This is a genomic window from Clostridioides sp. ES-S-0006-03 (genome assembly GCF_020662275.1).
Taxonomy (GTDB): domain Bacteria; phylum Bacillota; class Clostridia; order Peptostreptococcales; family Peptostreptococcaceae; genus Clostridioides.
Map to the genome: position 1 here is coordinate 282,317 of NZ_JADGMM010000001.1, position 23,906 is coordinate 306,222.

Annotated in this window: 7 protein-coding genes; all 7 read left to right on the forward strand. The window is 28.3% G+C overall.

Features of this window, described 5'->3' with window-relative positions:
* Positions 1–27: 27 nt before the first annotated feature.
* The gene (grpE, locus tag IR151_RS01225; RefSeq protein WP_227432572.1) at positions 28–648 is read left to right on the forward strand and encodes a nucleotide exchange factor GrpE; all 621 of its coding nucleotides are present in this window, start codon (positions 28–30) and stop codon (positions 646–648) included.
* A 93-nt stretch (positions 649–741) separates the two neighbouring features.
* Positions 742–2,589: a molecular chaperone DnaK gene (dnaK, locus tag IR151_RS01230; RefSeq protein ID WP_227432573.1), complete on the forward strand. Its 1,848-nt coding sequence runs from the start codon at positions 742–744 to the stop codon at positions 2,587–2,589.
* Positions 2,590–2,797: 208 nt separating this feature from the next.
* Positions 2,798–3,952 carry a molecular chaperone DnaJ gene (dnaJ, locus tag IR151_RS01235; protein ID WP_227432574.1) on the forward strand — a complete coding sequence of 385 codons (1,155 nt, stop codon included), beginning with the start codon at positions 2,798–2,800 and terminating at the stop codon, positions 3,950–3,952.
* A gap of 400 nt (positions 3,953–4,352) precedes the next feature.
* Positions 4,353–11,786, forward strand: a complete 7,434-nt coding sequence (locus IR151_RS01240; RefSeq protein WP_227432575.1) for a SpvB/TcaC N-terminal domain-containing protein — start codon at positions 4,353–4,355, stop codon at positions 11,784–11,786.
* A gap of 24 nt (positions 11,787–11,810) precedes the next feature.
* Positions 11,811–20,105 (forward strand): neuraminidase-like domain-containing protein, encoded by an 8,295-nt coding sequence (locus IR151_RS01245; RefSeq protein WP_227432576.1) that lies wholly within the window; start codon positions 11,811–11,813, stop codon positions 20,103–20,105.
* Positions 20,106–20,174: 69 nt separating this feature from the next.
* Positions 20,175–21,752 carry a cysteine desulfurase family protein gene (locus IR151_RS01250; protein ID WP_227432577.1) on the forward strand — a complete coding sequence of 526 codons (1,578 nt, stop codon included), beginning with the start codon at positions 20,175–20,177 and terminating at the stop codon, positions 21,750–21,752.
* A 21-nt stretch (positions 21,753–21,773) separates the two neighbouring features.
* Positions 21,774–23,627: a hypothetical protein gene (locus IR151_RS01255; RefSeq protein ID WP_227432578.1), complete on the forward strand. Its 1,854-nt coding sequence runs from the start codon at positions 21,774–21,776 to the stop codon at positions 23,625–23,627.
* Positions 23,628–23,906: the final 279 nt, after the last annotated feature.

Genomic DNA, 23,906 nt, shown 5'->3' on the forward strand with positions numbered 1-23,906 from the left:
AAATTTTAAATTGAGGGGTGTAAAGTCTTGGATAAAAAAAATGAGCAACAAGAAGTAAAAGAAGAAAATGATACTTCTATTAACCAAGAATCTGAAACTCAAGTAGAGTTAGAAGATGAAGTTGTTAATGAAGAATGTGAAGAGTCAAGCGAAAAAACTGATGAAGAAAAAGCTGATGATGAAAATGTAACAGATATAAATTCTAAATTAGCAGAAAAAAAATTAAAAGATGAAGTAGATGAATTAAATGACAAATATCAAAGACTTCAAGCCGAATATGCAAACTATAGAAGAAGAACTCAACAAGAAAAAGAAACAATTGGTGTGTTTGCAAATGAGAAAATAATAACTGAGTTAATACCAGTTATAGATAGTATGGAAAGAGCCTTAGATGCATGTGAAGATAAGGAAGATACTATGTATAAGGGTATAAGCCTTGTACATAAACAATTAATAGATACTCTAGTAAAATTTGGAGTAGAAGAAATAGAAGCAGAATCTAAGGAATTTGACCCAAACTTACATCTAGCAGTTATGCAAGAGAGTGTAGATGGAGTAGAAGCAAATCAAATAGTGATGGTACTTCAAAAAGGATATAAGCTAGGAACTAAAGTTATAAGACCTTCAATGGTTAAAGTTTCTTGCTAAGTATATAAATTAAGGTTAAAATATTTAGCCTAATATAAAATACACAAATAAGTAAAATTTAATTATACAATTACTCAAGGAGGATTTTTAGTCATGGGAAAAATAATAGGAATAGATTTAGGAACAACAAATTCATGTGTTGCAGTATTAGAAGGTGGAGAAGCACAAATAATAGCAAATAATGAAGGTATGAGAACTACTCCATCAGTAGTGGCATTTACAAAAGATGGTGAAAGAATAGTTGGAGAACCTGCAAAAAGACAAGCAGTTACAAATGCAGATAAAACAATAACTTCAATAAAAACTCACATGGGAACTGATTACAAAGTGAATATAGATGGAAAATCATATACTCCACAAGAAATATCAGCAATAATATTACAAAAATTAAAATCAGATGCAGAAAGTTACTTAGGACAAACAGTAACAGAAGCAGTTATAACAGTTCCAGCGTACTTTACAGATGCTCAAAGACAAGCTACTAAAGATGCTGGTAGAATAGCAGGGCTAGATGTTAAGAGAATAATAAACGAGCCAACAGCAGCAGCTCTTGCTTATGGTATGGATAAATTAGACCAAGAAAAGAAAATATTAGTATTTGACTTAGGTGGAGGAACTTTTGACGTATCTATACTTGAAATAGGTGATGGTACTTTTGAAGTTTTAGCTACAGCTGGTAACAATAGATTAGGTGGAGATGACTTCGACCAAATAGTAATAGACTATTTAGCAGATGAATTCAAAAAAGCTGAAGGTGTAGATTTAAGAAATGATAAAATGGCTCTTCAAAGATTGAAAGAAGCAGCAGAAAAGGCTAAGAAAGAATTATCATCAACAATGAATTCAAACATAAACTTACCTTTCATAACTGCTACAGCAGAAGGTCCAAAGCATTTAAATATAGATTTATCAAGAGCTAAATTTGAAGAATTAACTAGAGGTTTAGTTGAAAAAACTATGGAACCAACTAAGAGAGCTTTACAAGATGCAGGACTTTCTACAAGTGAAATAGATGATGTATTACTAGTTGGTGGTTCTACAAGAATACCAGCAGTTCAAGATGCTGTTAAGAAATTTATAGGAAAAGATCCTCATAAAGGTATAAACCCAGATGAATGTGTTGCAGCAGGAGCTTCTATACAAGCAGGAGTTTTAGCAGGAGATGTTAAAGACTTATTATTACTAGACGTTACTCCATTATCTCTTGGTATAGAAACTATGGGTAATGTAATGACTAAGATAATAGAAAGAAACACTACAATACCAACTAAGAAATCTCAAGTATTCTCAACTGCTGCTGATAACCAAACAGCTGTTGATATACATGTACTTCAAGGTGAAAGAAGTATGGCTTATGACAATACAACTTTAGGAAGATTCCAATTAACTGATATACCACCAGCACAAAGGGGAATACCTCAAATAGAAGTTACATTTGATATAGATGCAAATGGTATAGTTAATGTTTCAGCTAAAGATTTAGGTACAGGAAAAGAACAAAAAATAACTATAACATCAAATACTAATTTATCAGAAGCAGATATAGAACAAAAAATAAAAGAAGCTGAGATGAATGCTGAAGCTGACAAACAGAAAAAAGAGAAAATAGAAGCATTTAACCAAGCTGAATCTACTATATATCAAACTGAAAAAACTTTAAATGAACTTGGAGATAAAATAAGTGCAAGTGATAAAGAAGATATAGAAAAAGCAATAGCAGACTTAAAAGTTGTAAAAGATAATCAAGATGCTACAGCAGAAGAACTTAAGAAAGCTACAGAAGAAGTAATGACTAAGTTCCAAAAAGTATCTCAAGAAATGTACCAAAAGGCAGCTCAAGAACAACAAGCAGCACAAGGTGCAGAGCAAGCTCAAGATAATGGACCTAAAGATGACAATGTAGTAGATGCTGACTTTAAAGAAGTAGATGAAGATAAATAAGCTATATAATATAACATCAAATGATAATTGAAGAATAGATTATTTATGAAAATCATATAGATATTAAAGATATATGGACAATATACATCATAAAGAATATAATATATCATAGATTATATAACTTAAAGTAGAATATAAGAATTAATGATAGCTTGTAGTTTATTATTCTACAAGCTATCGTTTTGTAAAATGAAGGTGGTGTCAATTTTTGAGTACAAAAAGGGATTATTATGAAGTCTTAGGTATCAGTAAAGGTGCAGAAGCTCAAGAGATAAAAAAAGCTTACAGAAAGTTAGCAATGAAGTACCATCCAGATAGAAACCCTGGTGATGAAGAGGCTGAAGAAAAGTTTAAAGAAATAAATGAAGCTTATGAAGTACTTTCAGATGATACAAAGAGAAAGACTTATGACCAATTTGGACATGATGGGCTAAATGGTCAAGGAGGCTTTGGAGGCCAAGGTGGATTTAATGGCCAAGGCTTTGGTGGATTTGAAGATATGTTTGGAGATATATTTGGTGACATGTTTGGAGGGGGCTTCGGAGGTGGAAGACAAAGAAGAAGAGGTCCACAACGTGGTGCAGATATAAGACAAAATGTTACTATATCTTTTGAAGAAGCTGCATTTGGTAAAAAAATGTCTATAAAGCTAAATAGAAGTGAAGAATGTGATGAGTGTGATGGAACTGGAGCAAAACCAGGAACATCAAAGAAAACTTGTTCAACTTGTAATGGAACTGGCCAAGTTAGAACTGTTCAAAGAACTCCATTTGGAAATATAGCAAGCTCAAGACCTTGTAGTACTTGTAATGGAACTGGAGAAGTAATTGAATCTCCTTGTAGCAAATGTCATGGAACTGGAAACACAAGAAAAGTTAAGACTATAGAAGTAGATATACCTGCAGGTATAGATGATGGTCAAATGATAAAACTTGCTGGTCAAGGTGAAGTGGGAGAAAAAGGTGCTCCAAGAGGAGACTTATACATTGTAGTTAATGTAAAATCTCATCCATTGTTTACTAGAGATGGAAATGATATTTACTTTGAGATGCCAATTACATTTGTTCAAGCAACTTTAGGTGATGAAATAGAAGTACCTACTTTGGATGGAAAAGTTAAGTATAGTGTGCCAGAAGGAACACAAACTGGAACTGTATTTAGACTTAAAGAAAAAGGGATTCCTAGAATTAGAGGTAATTCAAGAGGAGACCAATATGTCAAAGTTGTAGTCGAGATTCCTAAAAAATTAAATGATAAGCAAAAAGATCTGTTAAGAGAATTTGCGAAGGAGTGCGGGTCGAACGTCCACGAAAAGAAAAAAACATTCGGACAGAAAATAGAAGATATGTTTAAGAAAAAGTAGTTAAAATAGCCAATATAATGTAATCATATTCTTTAGAATCTAAATTATTTAGTTATAAGATTTTGAATTAATATAATATGATTTTTATATTGGCTATTTTTAATTTTGAGTATGTAAAATATGTATAAATAATTTCTTTATAATACTCACCATTATAATGTAGTTGATGACAAAAATACTTATGTTTTTTAACGTGAGCTTTGTGGCAGGTATTAACTATATAACTTTTTTTTATAAAATAATTGTTTTGACCAAATGTACATTTTAGACGACCAGTTACGCATAAATTGTTGAATATTCTTTTAAATATCTATATACTTTATAGTATAATTTATCAGAAAATTTAGAAAAAAAGGATATAAAAAGAAAATCTAATGAAATTATAGGCGGTGTTAATCATATGGAAAGTAATAATAAAGGTGTGTTTAACAATGGAACAATTTCTATAGGTGAAGTATCTATGCCTAAAGGTGGTGGCGCAATAAAAGGTATGGGTGAGACTTTTAGTTCAAATCCATTTACAGGAGTTGGAAATTTTTCTATACCAATAAAAACTTCAAAAGGTCGAGGTTTTGAACCAGATATTTCTTTAAATTATAACTCTGGTGCTGGGAATGGTCCATTTGGATTAGGATTTTCTATTTCATTGCCTTATATATCTAGAAATACGGAGAAGGGTGTGCCTACATATGAGGATATTTTGGATAAGTTTATATTATCTAATTCATCAGAACTTGTAAAAACATGTGATAATAGAAAACAAATGAAGAAATCAAAAAATTTGAATTCCTCATGGGAAGTGACTTCATATTTACCTAGAGTAGAAGGAGACTTTTCAAGAATAGAATATTGGAAGAGTAAAGAGAGTTCTTATTGGAAAATTACTACAAAAGATAACATTACATCAATCTATGGCAAGTCTTTAAATTCAAAAGTTGCAAATCCAAACAATGACAGTCAAATATTTATGTGGCTTATTGAAGAAAGTTTTGATTCAAAAGGAAATAAAATTGAGTATATTTATAAACAAGAAAATAATGAAAATATAATAGATAAATCTAATTATGTAGATAGAAGATTTGATTCATATAAATATATACATAAAATAAGATATGGGAACTATTTTGATAAACAAAAAAAAGAAAAATGGGCCTTTGAAGTGGTCTTTGATTATGGTGAATATGAATTAGAAGATACTTTATTAAAAACGAGTCAGTCGAATCCATATGTATATACAAATATGTGGAAAGTGAGAAAAGATTCTTTTTCGTCATATAGAAGTGGATTTGAAATAAGAATTTGTAGGCTTTGTAGAAATATATTAATGTTTCATAAATTTGAAAATGAACTTGGAGAGATACCATGCCTTGTAAATGTAACTAACTTAAAATATGAAGAAACACTGCAAATGTCTATGCTATCAGAAGTTCAACTGAAAGGATACAGAAGGAATAAAGATAATAGTTATTTTTTAAAATCTATGCCTCCAATAAAGTTAGGATATTCTAGTTTTAATCCAAATAATAAAAAATTCAATTTATTAAAAACAAAAGATGATTCTAATTTACAAGGATATTTACAAAAAACTGAGTTTAATTTTATAGATATTTATGGTGATGGTTTACCAGGAATTTTAATGAGCAATGAAGAGTCTACATTTTTTTGGAGAGCAGAAGGAGATGGAAAATATGGATTTTTAGAAAAACCAATTAAGTTTCCTATTGAAAAAGATTTAACTTCCTCTAATTATTTTTTAATGAGTCTTGAAGGTAATGGCAAATTGAACTTTATTGTTTCAAAAACAGAAAGAGCAGGATTTTATGAGTGTGAAAGTAATGGAGATTGGAAACAATATATGGATTTTGAATATTTTCCTATGGAATTTACAAGAAGCAGTAGAAAAGAAATGGTTGATATAAATGGAAGAGGACTAATAGATATTGCTATATTTGGAGATGATTACCTAAATGTGTATTCATCTATTAAAAAAAGTGGTTTTAGTAGAGCAAATAGAATTGATTTTGGAAATAGAATAAGTTCAGGAGAATTTCCATATAAGAATAGTGAAAACATAAATGAATTTATTGGATTTGGTAATGTACTTGGAGACGGTCTTTATCATAGAATTAGAGTCCGAAATGGATGTTTTGAATGTTGGCCAAATTGTGGTCATGGTAATTTTGGAGAAAAAATATTGTTGAGAAATGCACCAAAGTTTGATGAAGATTTGGATATATCAAGAATTCATTTTGCAGATATTGATGGTTCGGGAACTATGGATATATGTTATGTATATTTAGATAGAGTAGATATATATCTAAATTTAAGTGGCAATAGATTTAGTGATGCAATATCAATACCATTACCAGAGAATTACTCAAAGTTTGACCAAATAAACTTTGAAGATGTAAATGGAAATGGAGCTTCTTGTATGATATTTACAAAGGTAGGAGAAATAATAAAGCACTATGTTTATGATTTTACAAATAACTCAAAGCCATATTTATTAACTAATATAGATAATTCTTTAGGTATGTTGACAAATATAACTTATTCTAGTTCTGTAAAGTTTTATCTTGAAGATAGGGCTTTAGGTAAAGAATGGCAGACAAAGTTACCATTTCCACTACATGTAGTGGAAAAGATAGAGTTTATTGATGAGATTTCAGAATCTAAATTTACAGAATATTACAAATATCATTCTGGTTATTATGATTATGTGGAACGAAAGTTTAGAGGATTTGGGTTTGTTGAAAATTGGAACTCAGAAAAGATTAATTCAAGTCTAGAAAATCCACTCATAGTACCTACTACTTATATAAAAAAATGGTATCATACAGGGTGTTGTGATCAATTAGAAAATATATCTAAACTTAATGAAGAAGAATTTTTTTCTGAAGATTTGGATGCCTATGTACTACCAGATATTATATTAGATAGTTCTATTAACAAAAAAGATTCAGAAGAACTGAGAGAGGCATATATCTCTTTAGCTGGAAAAATTTTGCGTGAAGAAACTTATGGATTAGATAGTGATATAGAAATTTCAGATATACCATATACTGTGTCTGAAACTAACTTTAAGATAGTAAAGCTTCAAGATAAAATAGAAAATAATTTTGGTGTGTTTTATTCTCATCCAACTGAGTGTATAACATACAATTATGAAAGATTAGTAAAAGACCCACGTATAGCACACAAATTTATATTAGATGTAGATAAGTTTGGTAATATAGAAAAATCTTGTGAAGTATATTACCCAAGAAGGTTTAAAATAATAAACCAAAATAGTGTTTATAGTAAACAATACAACCTTAATATAACAGCAGAATGTACAAAATTTATAAATGAAACTGAAGATTTTAATTTAATTGGAATTGCATATGAACATAGTTTATTTGAGATAGGAGAAGTATCATTAAATGGAAAAATCTATTTTTCATATGATGAAATCAAAACAATAACAAATGAATCTTTTTGTAATGTAGTAAATTACAATGAAAGTTTCAAAACAGGAAAAGTACAAGCTAGATGTATTTCTTGTGATAGAAAATATTTTTGGAATGAGCATCAGGATAATTTACTGGATTTAGGAAAGATAACTGATAAAGCGTTACTTCATCATCAGGAATTTGCTGTTATGCCAGAAACTTTAGTAAATGATATATTTGCGGATAGGATAAATGATAATATATTAGTTCAAGATTGTGGTTATATCAAAAAAGAAAATTATTGGTGGAATAGAGGGCTTGTTCAAAGTTATTTTACTAGAGAAGAAAATGGATTTTTTATGCCTATATCAAATGAAAATTTATTTATAGAAAAAGATTCAAAATTATATTGTAAAAAATATATTGAGTATGATGAATATAGATTATTTCCAATTAAAATAGGAGAATATTTGTCTGAGCAAATATCAAATGAATCAGAGTTTATAATTGACTATATAACTACTTTACCAAAACAATTGAAAGATATAAATGGTAATATATATCAAGTTATTTTTGATCCATTAGCAATGGTAATTGCAAAATCTAACTATGGTATTGTTGATGAAAGTTTTCAGGGAAACGGAGATTTAGATATATATAAATATTTAGAGAATGCTACGTTTAAAGAGGTTATAAAAAATAATCAAAAATATTTACAAATGGCATCTGAATTTTTCTTTTATGATTTGTGGGAATGGAGTGATAATAAAAAACCAGCTTGCTTTATTCAACTTGTAAGAGAGAATTATTTAAGTGAGATTCAAACTAAGGAAGAAGATAAGGTTCAAATTAATATAGGTTTTTCAGATGGTTTTGGTAGAAATATAGAACAAAAAACTAAAGTTGATTCAGGAAAAGCAATCTTATATAACAAAGGAAATCTTATATATAACAAGTTAGGAGAAGTATCAACTGGGTATGTGGATGAACGTTGGCAAGTGTCCGGAAGAGTAGTGTACAACAATAAGGGAAAACCTATAAAGCAGTTTAAGCCATATTTTTCATCAACTTCTGAATATGAACAACAAAAATATCTAGATAATATATTAACTGCATCAGAAGTTATTTATTATGATTCAATTCTTAGGGTTGTGAAGATTGAAAAAGCTAAAGGTATACCATCAAAATGTTCTATAGTAAATAATGTATTTACTAAAGTTAAGTATTCTCCATGGGAGGAAATTCACTATGATGAAAATGACACATTAGTAGATTCAGATTATTTCAATGAATATATAAATAATTATCCTGAAAATCCTACTGTAGAACAAGAATATGAGAAAAAAGCACTTTTAAAAGCTAGTAAATTTTATAATACCCCTGAAAAAAAAGTATTTGATAATATGGGAAATCAATATCTATTTATAAGGGATAACCTAGGTGAAGTTTATAAGGATTCATTTAAAGAGATAGCTTGTAAAAGAGGTATAAGTGTAGATGATATATGGAATGAGCTTTTGGGTAAGGAATATATAAAACCAAGCAAGATTCAAGAAAACAAAATTTTAAGTGGATGGGTATCTGAAAAATTTCAACCATATAGTAGTAATTTTAAATTAGAGATAGATGAGAAATATGAAAGTTGCAGTAATGAGTTAATAGATTTTATGAAAAAGAGTTGTCTAACAACGTTTAATGATATAGATGTAACTGGTAAGATTAAGCGTAGTGTAGATGCAAGATTGTATTATTCAAACATTAGTGAAAAAACAGATTTTTGTAATTTTAAGTATTTTTATGATATGAAAGGTAATGAAATTTATGTAGAAAGTGCAGATGCAGGTATAAAGTTAAACCTATTAAATATGTATAATAAGCCTACACATTTATGGGACTTAAGAGGTTTTCATAAAAAAATATATTATGATAATCTACAAAGAATTAAAGAAATTTATGTTGATGGAAGATGTGAAAGTGGTCTAAACATAAATCAAACTGTAGAAAAGTATGTTTATGGAGAATTTTATAATCAAGATATTAAAAAGGTGAAAAGTAGGAACCTAATAGGCAAAATTTATAAACATTATGATAGTGCAGGTATAGCTATCTCAGATATTTATGATTTGAATGGTAAGGCTATTAGTGTTAGTAGACAGTTTGCTTCCGATTATAAGAATGAAATTAATTGGGATAAAATAAGTAGTGTTCAGCTTGAAGAAGATGTATTTCATACTAAATATAAGTATGATGCACTTGAAAGATTAAAAATAGAAATTACACCAGATTTAAGTATATATAAAGCCAAGTATAATCAATTAGGTCTATTAAATGGTGTAGATGTATTTTTATCTGAAGAAAACAAAGAATACAATTTTATAAAAGATATAGAGTACAATGCAAATAAGCAAAGAACTAAGATTTATATGAATAATGGTTTAATTACTCAGTATACTTACGATGATATAGATTATAGGTTGAGAGGAATTAAGTCTATAAGGACAATAAATAAAAATGAGGCAGATAAAGGTAATGAGATGAGCACATTTCAAGAGTTAAAATATATATTTGACCCATGTGGAAATGTTATGACTATAATGGATAGTTCTTTGGAAGCAATATTAAAAAGCAAAAAACAAATAAGTCCTGTAATGGAGTACACATACGATGCTATGTATCAATTAATTAATGCAACTGGGAGGAAACATTCAGGTGTTATTGCAGATAAATCAGGTTGTGGCTTTGGAAATTCAAAATACATTAAACTAGGAACATTACATATAAATGATAGTGAAAAAATTGAAAATTATAGAGAGATGTACGGATATGATGATTCAGAAAATTTAGTATCTATAAAGCATATATCAGATAGTTTAACATGGATTAAATCTATTGATATTGATAAAAAATCAAATCATTCTCGTGGCATCAAGTATGGAAATAAAGATGAATTATATTATGAAACTAATTTTGATGAAAATGGTAATATGAGAAACTTAGAAACTATTTCTCAAATTTGCTGGAATTACAAAAATAATATATCTCATGTAGATACTTTAACTAGAGAAGATGAAATATGTGATAGTGATTATTATATATATGATGCAAATGGTCAACGTGTAAGAAAAGTTAGCGAAAGAAAGATAAATACAAATATTTTTGAGATAGAAGAAAAATTTTATATTGGTAATTTTGAAATTAAAAAGATAAAGAGGATAAATAATAAAAATGAAACTATAATTTTAAGTAGAAAATCTATAAAGGTAATGGATGATAAGAAATGTATATCAATGATCTATTTCTGGAATATTGATGAAAGACAACGAGAGACTAAAAATACTAATAAGTACTTTTTTAAATATCAGTTAGATAATAGTAATGGCTCATATTGTGTAGAGATAAATGAAAATGCAGAACTAATAACTTATGAGGAATACTATCCATATGGTGGAACAGCTCTGATTTTAGGAGAAGATGATAGAGAAGTTAATCTAAAGGAATACAGGTATTCAGCAAAAGAGAGAGATTTATCGACAGGACTATATTATTATGGGGAAAGGTATTATGCGTCTCATATTGGGAGATGGGTTTCAGCTGACCCTGCTGGTAAAGTGAATGGTTTAAATTTATACACATTTACTATAAATAATCCTATTAGATATAGTGATGATTTTGGAATGGATATAGGTGATAATTTTACCTTTGAAAGAGATGATTTACTTTACGGATTGCATGAATCAAGGTCTAAAGATATTTATATGAATGAAGTTAGAGCAGCTAATGGACGTAGCCGTTTAGGTGTAGGACCCATAGTAGTGGACAATATGAATAACTTGTTTTTGGGAGTGCAAAGAGGTGAGACTTATGGTCAAGGTAAAGTAGCAATTAATGGGATGACTATAAGAACTCCTATTGTATCTAGATTTATGGCTTTTCTAGAGCATAATTTTTTAGGAAGTAAATTACCTAGAGATAGTAGCCCTTCTTCAATAAAAAGAAGAATCATATCTGGGTGTAAAGCAGGAATGTTGTTTACTGTTGCATCAGGAAAAACTATAAGGTTTGTGTTAGATGGATTGAATATAAGAAGTATATGCTACAATACTCATGAAAAAAGAAGCTATACAGAAAGAGAGCTTAGATTTATATATAAACGACGTAATGATGCAAATTTTATGCAAAACATAAAATTTTATAAAGAAGGTAGAGAAGTTGAAGCTCCATGGATAAGTAATAGTAAGTGGTGGAACACTTGGTATGAAAGTAAAACTGTTAAAGGGTATGGAAAGATTTTAAGTACACTTGAAAAAGTAGGATATGTTGCCTCTGTAATATTAGCTCCATTATTTCTTAACTTTGTTGCTAGTAAGGTTGGTTATAAGTTAAAAAAAGTTTTAAGTGTATAATATAAATTTAGAAAGGAGAATACTATGGATAAGGACAAGCTGACACAAAAAGAGCAACTCAATGTTTTTTATGGTAATAATCCAGATTTTGAATTATCGTATATTGAGTTACATAAAAAAGAAACTTTAGATAAATTAAATTTAGATGGAGTTAATAAAGAAGTGGTTTTAAAAAACCTTATGATACAAAAAAGATTACATCAATTGCATGCGTCAGAAGGTATACATTCAAAGTTGATTGAAAATGATTTAATATCAGCTCAACAAATTGCAAGTATGGAAGAAGAGTATTTTGTTAATACATATTCAACTAAACTAGAAATAAGCAAAGAAACTGCTAGGAAAATTTATAAAAATGCAATATCAATACAGAATAAAGTAATGAATCTCTTAGTAAATATAAAAACAACAGTTGCATCTCCATATTTTAGAAATCTCAAAGTAAATACAATAGGTGATGATACAATTAGATATTTTGAAAAATTACCTAGTTACCAAGAGATGTTCGGAAATTTAGATTTTTGTGATTGTGAAGATTGTAAATCAATATTTGGACCTGCTGCGTATTTCGTAGATTTAATGAGAATAATAGATAAATATATAACTAAACCAAATGAGCATACTATTGATAAAGACCTGAGTTTAAATTATAGAAGGCCTGATTTACAAGAGATACCTCTTACATGTGAAAATGCAAATAATCTTGTTTCATATCTAAAAATAGTAAATGAACGTTTGTATGATTGTATTAAAACTTTATTTAATACAAAAGACACAAGTATATTTGAGGTTCTTGCTACAAAAACTGTGTATCCATTTAATCTCCCATTTAATTTAAACTTGGAGCAGATAAGAGTATATCTAAATCAAGAAAATTTAAATTTGAGTGACATATATGAAACTTGGGATATAGAACAAAACGAAGTTGAGAGAGAAAGGTTAGGTATTTCATTAAAACAGTATAATATTTTAACACAGAGTTTTAAAGATGATAATCAATTAGCAAACTATTATGGTATGAGTGATAAAGCTAAATTAGCAGAATTAAATAATACACAAACATTACTAAAAGTAACACAATTAAAATATAATCAACTTGAAGAATTACTAATGCAAAATGTTTCACAGAACGAAAAAGATAATAATATAGCACATAATTTTTATATAAATCAAGGTCTTTTAGACAAAAAATATTTGTATATTGATGACAATAAGGAAAATAAAAATAATAATCTATCAAATTCAATTAAAAACATCAATAATGATGTTCTCGATAGATTAAATAGATTTATAAGACTAAGTAAAGTAACTTCTTTAAATTTTATGGATTTAGACTGGATGATAAACTCAATTCATTATTATGATAAAAATATAGAAATATCAAAAAAAACTATTACAAATATATCCCGTTTATTAAAATTATCGAGCGATATGGAACTTGATGTAATAGATTTATGTGCACTTATTGCTCCAATAAAAACATATGGAGAAGGCAATGACTTATTAAAGTCAAAAGTACCTTTTGATGTCATATATAATAATTGTAAAACTAAAAAAACTGAGTCTACATATCATCCTAAAAACAATAAACTAAACCCTCTATATATAGACAATTTAAAACTTTGGAATCCTGCTAAAATTGATGAAAATAATATTAAAATTTCAAGATGGCTTTCCAGTAGCTTAATTATGTCAATTGAAGATTTAAATTTTTTAGCTATCACAATTTTTAAAGAAAATGCAAACATAGATTTAAATGCAGATATAGAATTAACTGTAGATAATTTATCAGCTTTATATAGACACTCATTACTTGCAAGAAAATTTAAAATGAAAATTGAAACCTATATAATATTGCTTAAGCTATGCCACTTAGATACTAAAAAGGTTTTTTCTATTGATGATATTTATTGCATTAAAAATGTTGTAAGTTTTATAGAAAATTCTAAAATCAACGTATACAACTTTAACTATTTTATAAATGGAGAAGAAAGTCAGTATGTAAAGCAAATATTCAAAGAAGATAGTATTGATAATTGGTTAAAGTCATTATGTATGAGCATAAAAAAAGATTCAAGTTTAGATATAGAAAATGAAATTATAGAAATGATGTCTGCTTATCTAGGTACAGAAAAAGAGTTATTAAAATATTTAGTGATTGTGTTTAAAAAGTCAATTGTTTTACCTGAGGGTATAAAATATTGGACAGAAGCATTTATAAACTATTCTAACCCTGAGAAATATAAGTTTTATGTTATAGAGGTATTAAGATGTTGTTCAAGATGGATTAACTTAGTAACTAAAATAGCACCAGATTATAAGCTTGTTGAAAGTATTATTAAGTATCCGAACTATTATGGTTTCCAAAATGATTTTAAGTTGTATTCTATAGATAATATTATGAATTTTTATTTGATTAATGAGTATTTATATACTTTTGATGATGTAGATTATGACATGCTTAATTTTATTGAATCAAGTGCAAAAAAAGAAACAAATAGTACAAAATATCTGTCAATAGCAACTAATTGGAATAAATCTCAAATAGATGATTTAATATCTAAGCAATTTTCAAAAGAACAAAATTTAGTGATTTTGATAAAAAAACTAAAAAGCTGTTTTGACATAGTTAATAAATTAAAGTCTGACAATGCATTTATAGACAATATTCTTACATTATCAGGTTTGGATGAAGAAAAAAATTGGACTAAATATGTTGACATTTCGAATATGGCAGTACAAAAAGTAAAAGGGACATACAGTATAGAAGAATGGAAATCGATAAATACAAAATTACAAGCAATTATAGAAGGTTCTAAACGAGATATTTTGCTTAGTATCACTTTGTATACTCTCAATAAAAAGTTTGTAGATATTAAAACATCAAATGATGTCTATAAGTATTTATTAATTGATGTAGAAATGGATGATTCTACGCAGATTTCTTATATAGTAGAAGCATTAAATGCTACTCAACTTTATCTTCAAAGATGTAGATTAAAAATGGAAAAAGGAGTAGAGTCACTAAATATACCTGAATCTTGGTGGTCCTGGATTATGAATTATAGAATGTGGGAAGCGAATAGAAAAATTTTTGTGTATCCAGAAAATTATTTATTACCATCAATAAGACATACAAAGTCAGAAATATTTAATAAGTTAGAAAGTGCATTATCTCAATCTGAAATAACAGATGCATATATAGAGACAATTTATAATGATTATATAGAAGAATTTTCAAATATATCAAAATTGACTATAGCAAGTTCATATCGTTGTACATATAAAGATTCAATGCGTGGAGATGTTTGTACCTTATTTTTATTTGGACGAACAAGTCAACAACCATATATATATTATTATTGTTATCAAGAAGAGGGGATGCCTTGGACTGAATGGAAAAAAATAGATTTAGCTATAAATTCACACTATATAACTCCAGTATTTGCATTTAACAAACTATTCATATTCTGGGTGGAATTAAAAGAAAATCAAAGTACATCCATAGATGTGGTGGGCTCAGTAAGTAAATCTAATAATAGCAAAACATTTAAAATGGATATGTACTATTCGTTTTTAAATATTCAACAGAAGTGGGTAAATCCTCAAAATATATTATCAGAAGATTTGGTATATTATACTGATTACTCTGACAAGGATTCAATAAAAAATCAACTGCCTTTTAAAAATATTTTTGAAATGGATAGTATTTCTTGGCTTAAAGTAAATGCATTTTCCGTTAATGCATCTAATTTTAAAGCGTTTGATAAAAAATCAAAGGATTTTGAGCGTATAAATATACTTTATGGACCATTTGCAAATCAATCTGGAAAGGTAATTGAAATAAAGCAAATCAATGATGATGGTACAAATAAGTATTGTTTTGAATCCAAGTTAAGTGAAATAGGGGAAAGTTTTAATAGATTGGTTTTAGCAAATAATACGGGTTACTTACCTATTCAACATCAATATTCATTTAATATGAATATGAACAATGAACCACTATTATTAAAAAATGAATTTTTATTGGTTGATAGATATTCACAAAATAAATATCAAATACCTTATAAACCTATTATAGATAAATTTAATAATAAGCTTGGGATTGTTTATTCTCAAAGTGTAATTTATGATAATTATCTATCCGATATGAAAGACTTATCGCATCAAATAGAGGAAAGCTTTGTTGAGTCAGATTCTTTTACATCAGATACAATTGAATTTAGTTTATCAAGTAAGATTTTTAATGATTTAAAAACAAGTAAGATAATTGATGATAATGGTAAGATATTAAAATCAAATCTCAGTACATTAGATTTGGAAATAGTGCTTATAAATAGGATTGTATCAAAAGAAATTAGTCCTAATCAACTTTTAGATATACAAAAAGTATTGTTTAGCCATGTTGGTGGTTTAAATATATTTAATAATATAAATCAAAAGGATATTTCTGTTATGCCTATATATAACCAAGTTGGTTCTTTTGTATTTGACAATGTAGATGAAACATTTATGATTTCTCCAGAGGATAAAATTTCAGTTCCAAGGTTTAGCATGTTATCAGATGGGCTAATAATTACAAGACCACCAGCAAGTGTAAGTTCTTTTTTATCACTTGGTCTTAACTATGATAAATCAATAAAATGTATAAAACTTTTGAAAAATTATGGGTTATTGGATGAAAATAATATAGTTAAAGTTTCGAATATAGATTACAACATAATAGAAATAATATTGAGTAATGCTCAGTTGGATGACACAACAAAAAAATCTATCTATAGGATGTTGATGAATTTTCCAATAGTAAATAAATATAGTTTTGTAAATAAGGATATTAGTAAGAGTGTATCAGAAACTATTTACAATACTTTTGAGTATTATAAAATTATAGATTCACATGGTAGAGCAGATGGAAATAATTTAACATATCCAGATGTTAAGTTGATTCTAAAAAATCAAATAGAGAAAGGTATTATTAAGGTAAATCAGATTTATGATATTTATGAAAAACTAGTTCATTCACCTGTACCAGTAACACTTAAATATGAAAATTTATATGAAGATAAGAATATGTCAGACCTATCTAAATATAAATTTAATATAACTAGACTGTCAACAGGTGCAACAAAAATATTACAAAAACGTATATTTATAGGTGGAATTGATATGCTTCTTAGTACTAATTCTCAAAATATACCAGTTGTTCCTGTTTTACCTTTTGATAGATTTGAACCAAATAAAGATTATATAAACTATCCAAGTGCAATTGATGGTGTACAGGTAGATTTTGATGGGCTTTATGGTGAATACTATTGGGAACTTTTTTATCATGCACCGATGTTATTAGCTCATAATCTGAGAAATAATCAAAATTATGCTCAAGCGCAAAGATGGTATCAATATGTATTTAATCCAACAAATCCAGAAACAAAAATAGTTAAAGATACTTTTTCAAAAGAAACTGAGCATATAATAACTGATAAAATGTCTGAAGATGTACTGTCAGTTTTAAATACTAAAAAAATAGGTAATCCAGCATATCCTATTATTGATGCTAATGGAAGAGTAAACCCAGAATTTAAATTAAATACAGAACTTAGTTTTTTAACAGAATGCAGTTTAAATAATGAAATGATAATCATGGTAAGAAATATATTGATGAATAAGCTTTTAGCTACACCATCAAGTTGTTATTGGAATTTCCAACTATTTCGTACTCATGTTTTAGATGAATTTATAGATACTTTAGATGACAGTAATCCTGCAATGAAAGTTTATAATAATGACCCATTTAACCCACATGCTATTGCTAGACTAAGAATGGGAGCATATGAAAAGTACACTGTGATTCAATATATAGAAAATATAATAGAGTGGGCTGATAAACAATTTATGCAAGATACATGGGAATCTATAACTTCTGCAACGATGCTTTATATATTAGCATCAAGCTTATTGGGAGAAAGACCAGTTAATTTAGGTAGACATGACAAAAAAAATGTAGAAACATTTAAGTCTATACAGACAAAATATAAAGATTGTCCAGGTGGTATACCTCAATTTCTGATAGACCTTGAAAATCATATATCTAATATAAATTCAGATATACAAGTTGATTTAGGGTTTAATAATATAGATGTTTATTTTGGAATACCAGAAAATGAGGAACTTATAAAACTTTGGGATATAGTGGATGATAGATTAAATAAGATTAGACATTCAATGAATATTAAAGGTGAAAAGAGATTATTGGAGTTATATCAACCACCAATTTCACCAGAATTACTTTCTAGGGTTGCAAGTTCAATCAATAATGTAAATTCATTAGCAGAATCACTAGATATAGAACTTTCTAATTATCGTTTTTCATTTCTAATTGAAAAAGCAAAGGAATTTGCAGGGCATATATGTCAACTTGGAACAAGTTTATTAAATACAATTGAAAAAAATGATGCAGAAAGTATGGCAGTGCTTCATTCAATACAAGAAAACAATATTTTAAATATGGTTACAGTAACGAAAGAGAAGCAAATAGAAGAGCTAAATGAAACTATTAAGTCAATGGATCAATCCCTTAAGAGTGCAGAACATAAGAAAACATATTATGAGAATTCAATAAAAGATGGACTTTCAGAAGAAGAACAAACAAATTTAGATGCAATGGGAGTAGCCTTATTTTTCCAAGTTTATGCAAATATATTTAAAACATCTTCAAGCATTGGATATGCAGTTCCACAAGTAGGTTCTCCTTTTGCCATGACGTATGGAGGACAGCAGTTAGGAGCTGTATTAGAAGGAATGGCAGGTGCAGCAGAAATAGGGGCATCTATCTCAAATTATGAAGCACAACGCTCTTTAACAATGGCTGGATATAATAGAAGAGAAGAAGATTGGACACTTAACAAAGAATTAGCTAATTATGAAATTGAGAATATTAAGAAACAGATTGAGACTCTTAAAATAAAAGTCCAGAGCGCAAAACAAGAGCTTGAAATACATAAGAAAACAATTTTACAGGGTAATGAAGTTTATAATATTCTAAAAAATAAATTTAATAATGTAGATTTATATTCTTGGATGGTAGGTAGAATAAGTTTAATATATTGGCAAATGTACCAAATAGGATTAAATATGGCTCATGTAGCTGAGAAAGCTTATCAACTTGAATTTGGTTGCGATGATAAATTTATAAATTTTAACAATTGGGATAGTATGAGAAAGGGACTCTTGGCAGGTGAAGGACTTCAATTAGCATTAAGTCAGATGGAGGCATCCTATTATAATAAAAATAAGAGGGGTCTAGAAGTAGAAAAAACTATATCTTTGGCAATGATTAGTCCTGAAGCATTATTAAATCTCAAATCATTTGGAAAATGTAGTTTTGAATTGACTGAAAAAATGTTTGATTATGATTTCCCTGGACATTATTTACGAAAAATTAAGAGTATATCTATATCTGTGCCAGCAGTGGTTGGTCCATTTCAAAATATTAAAGCTACATTAGTTCAGAAAAACAATAGTGTTGTTACAAAACCTTTATTGGAAGTTGTAACTTACCTGTTGGGTAATAAAATTGGAAATAAACCAAAAGAAGGTATTAGAGAAAATTGGTTGCCTAATCAAAAAATTGCCATATCAAAAGGTATTGATGATAGTGGAATGTTCTTGCTTAATTTTAATGATGAGAGATACTTACCATTTGAAGGTACAGGAGTTGTTTCTAGCTGGGAACTTGAGATGTTAAAAGAAACGAATAGGTTTAATTTTGATAGTATATCAGATGTAATAATCAATGTAAAATATACAGCTCTTGAGGATTCAAATTTAAAAGAAAAGGTTATAGAATTGTTATCTAAAAGTTATCCATATGTAGGCGGACTTTATTTTCCTTTACAACAGATATTTTCTACAGAATGGAATATGTTTATAAATGAATGTGATAATCAAGAACTACAGAGTTTTAATTTTGACATTTCATTATCCCAACTTAGTTTCTTTAGAGAAGTTAATGTTAAAGCTATATATATGAAGTTAGATATATTAAAAGATATTGTTTTACCAATAAAATCAGACTTCATAACAATTGAAAATTTAGGTATGAAAGAGACTGTAATAAATTTAAATAAAGATATTGGAATGGTAAATAATATCAATTTAAATATGAATGATATTAAAGGCAAATGGAGTATAAAGATAGATTTAGAAAAAATGAAAAAAGATAAGGATTTAAAGAAGTTTCTTAAAGAAAATAATCATATTGATGGTAAGAAATTATATGGAATAGAAATGGTTTTGGACTATGAAAGTAAAATTTTTTAAGTTGATTAAATTGGTAAATCTAGTCAGTATTATGTTTTTTAAATCATATTAGAAAGAAGGCAAATACAAATGGATATTATTAAAAATATACAAAGCTATTGTGTAGAATTTAGAAATTTATTTGGGTTAAAAGATAATATATCAAGTCAGGTTTTATTAAGTATTGCAAAAGATAGTACATATGCACATAATCTGCATACATGTAGAAATGTTCAAAGTTTTCTTGAATATCTTATAAAGAATCCAGCTTTAGATTATACAGATGAAGAAGTTGAAAAAGAATTTTTAGATAGCACATTATTTTCTAAACTTGATAACATAATTAAAGAATCTAAAATAAGTTTTGTATATGAAGATAATAAAAAAGATTATGAAGATAAGTATGGTTCTTATATAGAGGAAGAAAAGAAAAAAAATCCTGAAGCTAAATCATGTAAACCATGTGCTGAAATTAAAGCAAATGATTTTAGAGAAGTGTACTTAGATTCAAATGGAACAACTTATATTCGTGATGAGATAGTTAAATTACTTAAAGATTATTATGATGGGGTTTATGGCTATGCTAATCCAAGTAGTTCAACAGTACAAGGACATTATACTTTCGATATTATAAATAGTTCCAGAAAGACAATAGCAGACTGTTTAATGGTTGATACAGAGGAAATATATCTTACAGGCTCAGGTTCTGAATCAAATAATTTGGCTATAAAAGGGATAGCGTTTAAGTATTTGGATAAAAAAGGTCATATTATAACCACTAAGATTGAGCATCCATCAGTACTTAGAACTATGGAATATCTTGAAACACTTGGATTTTTGGTAACCTATATAGATGTAGATAAATTGGGAAGGATATCACCAGAAGATATAAAAAATTCTATAAAGGAAAATACAATACTTGTATCAGTAATGGCTGCAAATAATGAAATAGGTACAATAAATCCTATTAAGGAGATAGGAGATATATGTAGAGGTTATAATATACCTTTCATGGTGGATGCAATACAAGCTTTTGGTAAAATACTTTTAAAACCTAAGGAGTGGGGAATTTCACTTCTTACATTTTCAGGACATAAAATATATGCTCCAAAAGGCATTGGTGGAATATATGTAGAAAATGGATTAAGCTTAGTTCCAATAATACATGGTGGAGGACAAGAATATGGACTTAGAGCTGGTACAGAAAATGTAGGTCATATAATGGCTTTAGGAATGGCAACTAAACTTGCTTACAATGAAATGAATGATGAATCAAATAGACTTTTAGAATTACGAAAGTTTTTCTTAGAAGAGATTGAAAAAATTGAACCAGATTATATTGTGAATGGGTCTCTTGAAAATCGACTTCCAAATAATTTAAATATAGGCTTTCCGCTTCTTGATAGTCATGCGATTATAAGAAGTTTAAATAATATAGGTATAAGTGTTTCTCCTGGGTCTGCATGCAGTTCAAAAAGGATAAAAACTTCTCATGTACTTGAAGCAATAGGAGCAAACACAAAACACTATGCTTCAATACGTTTTAGTTTTGGTCTTAATACAAGTAAAGAAGACTTAGAGTATCTATTTAAATATCTTAAACAAATTATTTATATATTAAAATCGAACAACGAAGAAGTGGCAAGAGAAATATTATTAGAAAATTAAAATAATGAGGAGTGTTTTACTATGGGCTATGATTATAATGAATGTAAAAGACGTTTGGAGCAAAAAAAGTTAAAGGCTTGTTTAGAAATGCATTGTATGGATTTTTCTACTTCAAAGGCATATCATGATTCATGTGGAGACCAAGGAATATATCAAGCAGTACATGTGGTAATGTGTAGGAATAGTAAGACAGGAGAAACACTTCCATCTTCTACAGAACATTTAATTGATGACTGTATAGCTAAACGTATGGAGAATAAAGACTGGAATTTAGAAGATTGTTGTTGCTGCTGTTCATGCTTTGCAGATGGTACTTTCATTGCAATACCAGATGGAGAAGTAGAAGTACAAAATATTAAAAATGGTGATGAGGTATTGGGAGGTTCTATAAAAAAGGCTGGAGAAAAAATAAATCTTGCATGGGAGCCTGTAAAAGTACAATTTAGTACAGGGACAGAAAGTGGAGAACAACCATCAATGGTATACATTGTATATCGTTCTTTAGATGAAGAAAGTTCAGATGAGTTAGAAAAGAAAATAAAAAATGGTAAGAGCGAATTAATCGTAACTGCAGACCACGTATTTTTACTTGCTAATGGAAAATTTACTGTGGCAGGTAAATTGAAACCTGGAGACATGTTAATTGACAAAGATGGAAATGAAGTACCTGTTTTAACTGCAAGTTTAGGTCATTATACTGGTGGAGTTCATCATATAACAACTGATATTAATTTTGAGGGAAGTGCTGACAAACATTTAGTTATTGCAGGTGGAGTAGTTTGTGGGGATTATACACTTCAACTTCACTTTGAAGATTTAGAGGATAATCTAAAAGTGGAAAACTACAATGAATTACCTATTATAGGAAGTGAAGAACATATGAAAGCATGTAAACATCTTGTGAAAGAAAGAGGTGTGTTACTTTTCCATAAAGAGGACAACACAGAGGTGGCCATTAATAAAAAATTCTCACCATATAAATTTGGATATAAAGGAACTATAACATCTGCACATACCCTATTTACAAGAGAACAAGCAAATGATATATTCCAAAATGGCACACAATTTCCAATACATATGACATTGGGCTTAAATGCAATCCAATATTTAATAAAACTATTTAAAGGATTTTATCCAGATATAAATATACATTTAGAATGGGATAGAATAGAACCAAATGTATATGCATTTGAAGAATATGGAGTAAAGACTGTCCTAGTATCTGGTGGATTAGTTAGAATGGAAAACTTAGATGTTGAGGGTCTTGCTATGGCAATTGGTCATGGGATAGGTCGCTTCTATGGAGGAGTACCACAAAATAGTGATAAAATGTCAGGGACAGGACCATCAGATTATTATTCGTTTGGTGTTGTAAGTAGAAAAATATGGTTTGGTGACCAATGGATGACTTTAACTCTTAGAGGATATGAGCAATTGGGAGATTTATGTAGATTAATATCAGATGAAAATGCTACAGGAAATGAATATAATGTTTGTGAAGAACCATCTATAAAATGTAGATTGAGCGCAATGGCTTCTGGTATACAAGGAGGAAGTTTACCAGTTTGTGCAGGTGGTGTAGAAAAGCCAAAATTAAAACTTGAAGCAGTTGATAATAATAATGATGGAATTTCTCTTACTTTTAATATGACACTTGATAAGGTATTAGCAGAAGATGAATTGAACTACTTGATAGATCCAGTAGTTCAAGTAGAAGATATTATAGTAGATTCTAAAAGAGATTTTATAGTGAATATAAAGGCTAAATTTGAATCTGGAAAAGAGTATACTATAAGTGTTAAAAATCTAAAATCTATATATAAGACTGACTTAGATTCAAAATATTCTTCTATTGTTTATATATGTAAAGAGTAAATTGTATAAATATTAATTACATTAACATGCTATAAGATAGACAAAAAATAAAACTGAATATAAATAATTTTCTGAAAAAATGCTTGTCCCTACATATCTAATATGCTATAATATAATCAAATAAGAGAAAGGGGTGATTCCAGTGGGAACGGATGTGGCACAGCCAAATGATGAAGAAAACTCAATTATAATCTATGAAATAAAGTTAGATGTTTTTAGTGCTATATTAAGTACTGGAAAAACTCAAAAGCTGGGATAATTATTGGAATTGCCTAGACT

Coding starts and splice junctions, on each gene's coding strand:
- IR151_RS01255 (WP_227432578.1), top strand. CDS start 21,774: ATGGGCTATGATTATAATGAATGTAAAAGACGTTTGGAGCAAAAAAAG.
- IR151_RS01250 (WP_227432577.1), top strand. CDS start 20,175: ATGGATATTATTAAAAATATACAAAGCTATTGTGTAGAATTTAGAAAT.
- IR151_RS01240 (WP_227432575.1), top strand. CDS start 4,353: ATGGAAAGTAATAATAAAGGTGTGTTTAACAATGGAACAATTTCTATA.
- dnaK (WP_227432573.1), top strand. CDS start 742: ATGGGAAAAATAATAGGAATAGATTTAGGAACAACAAATTCATGTGTT.
- IR151_RS01245 (WP_227432576.1), top strand. CDS start 11,811: ATGGATAAGGACAAGCTGACACAAAAAGAGCAACTCAATGTTTTTTAT.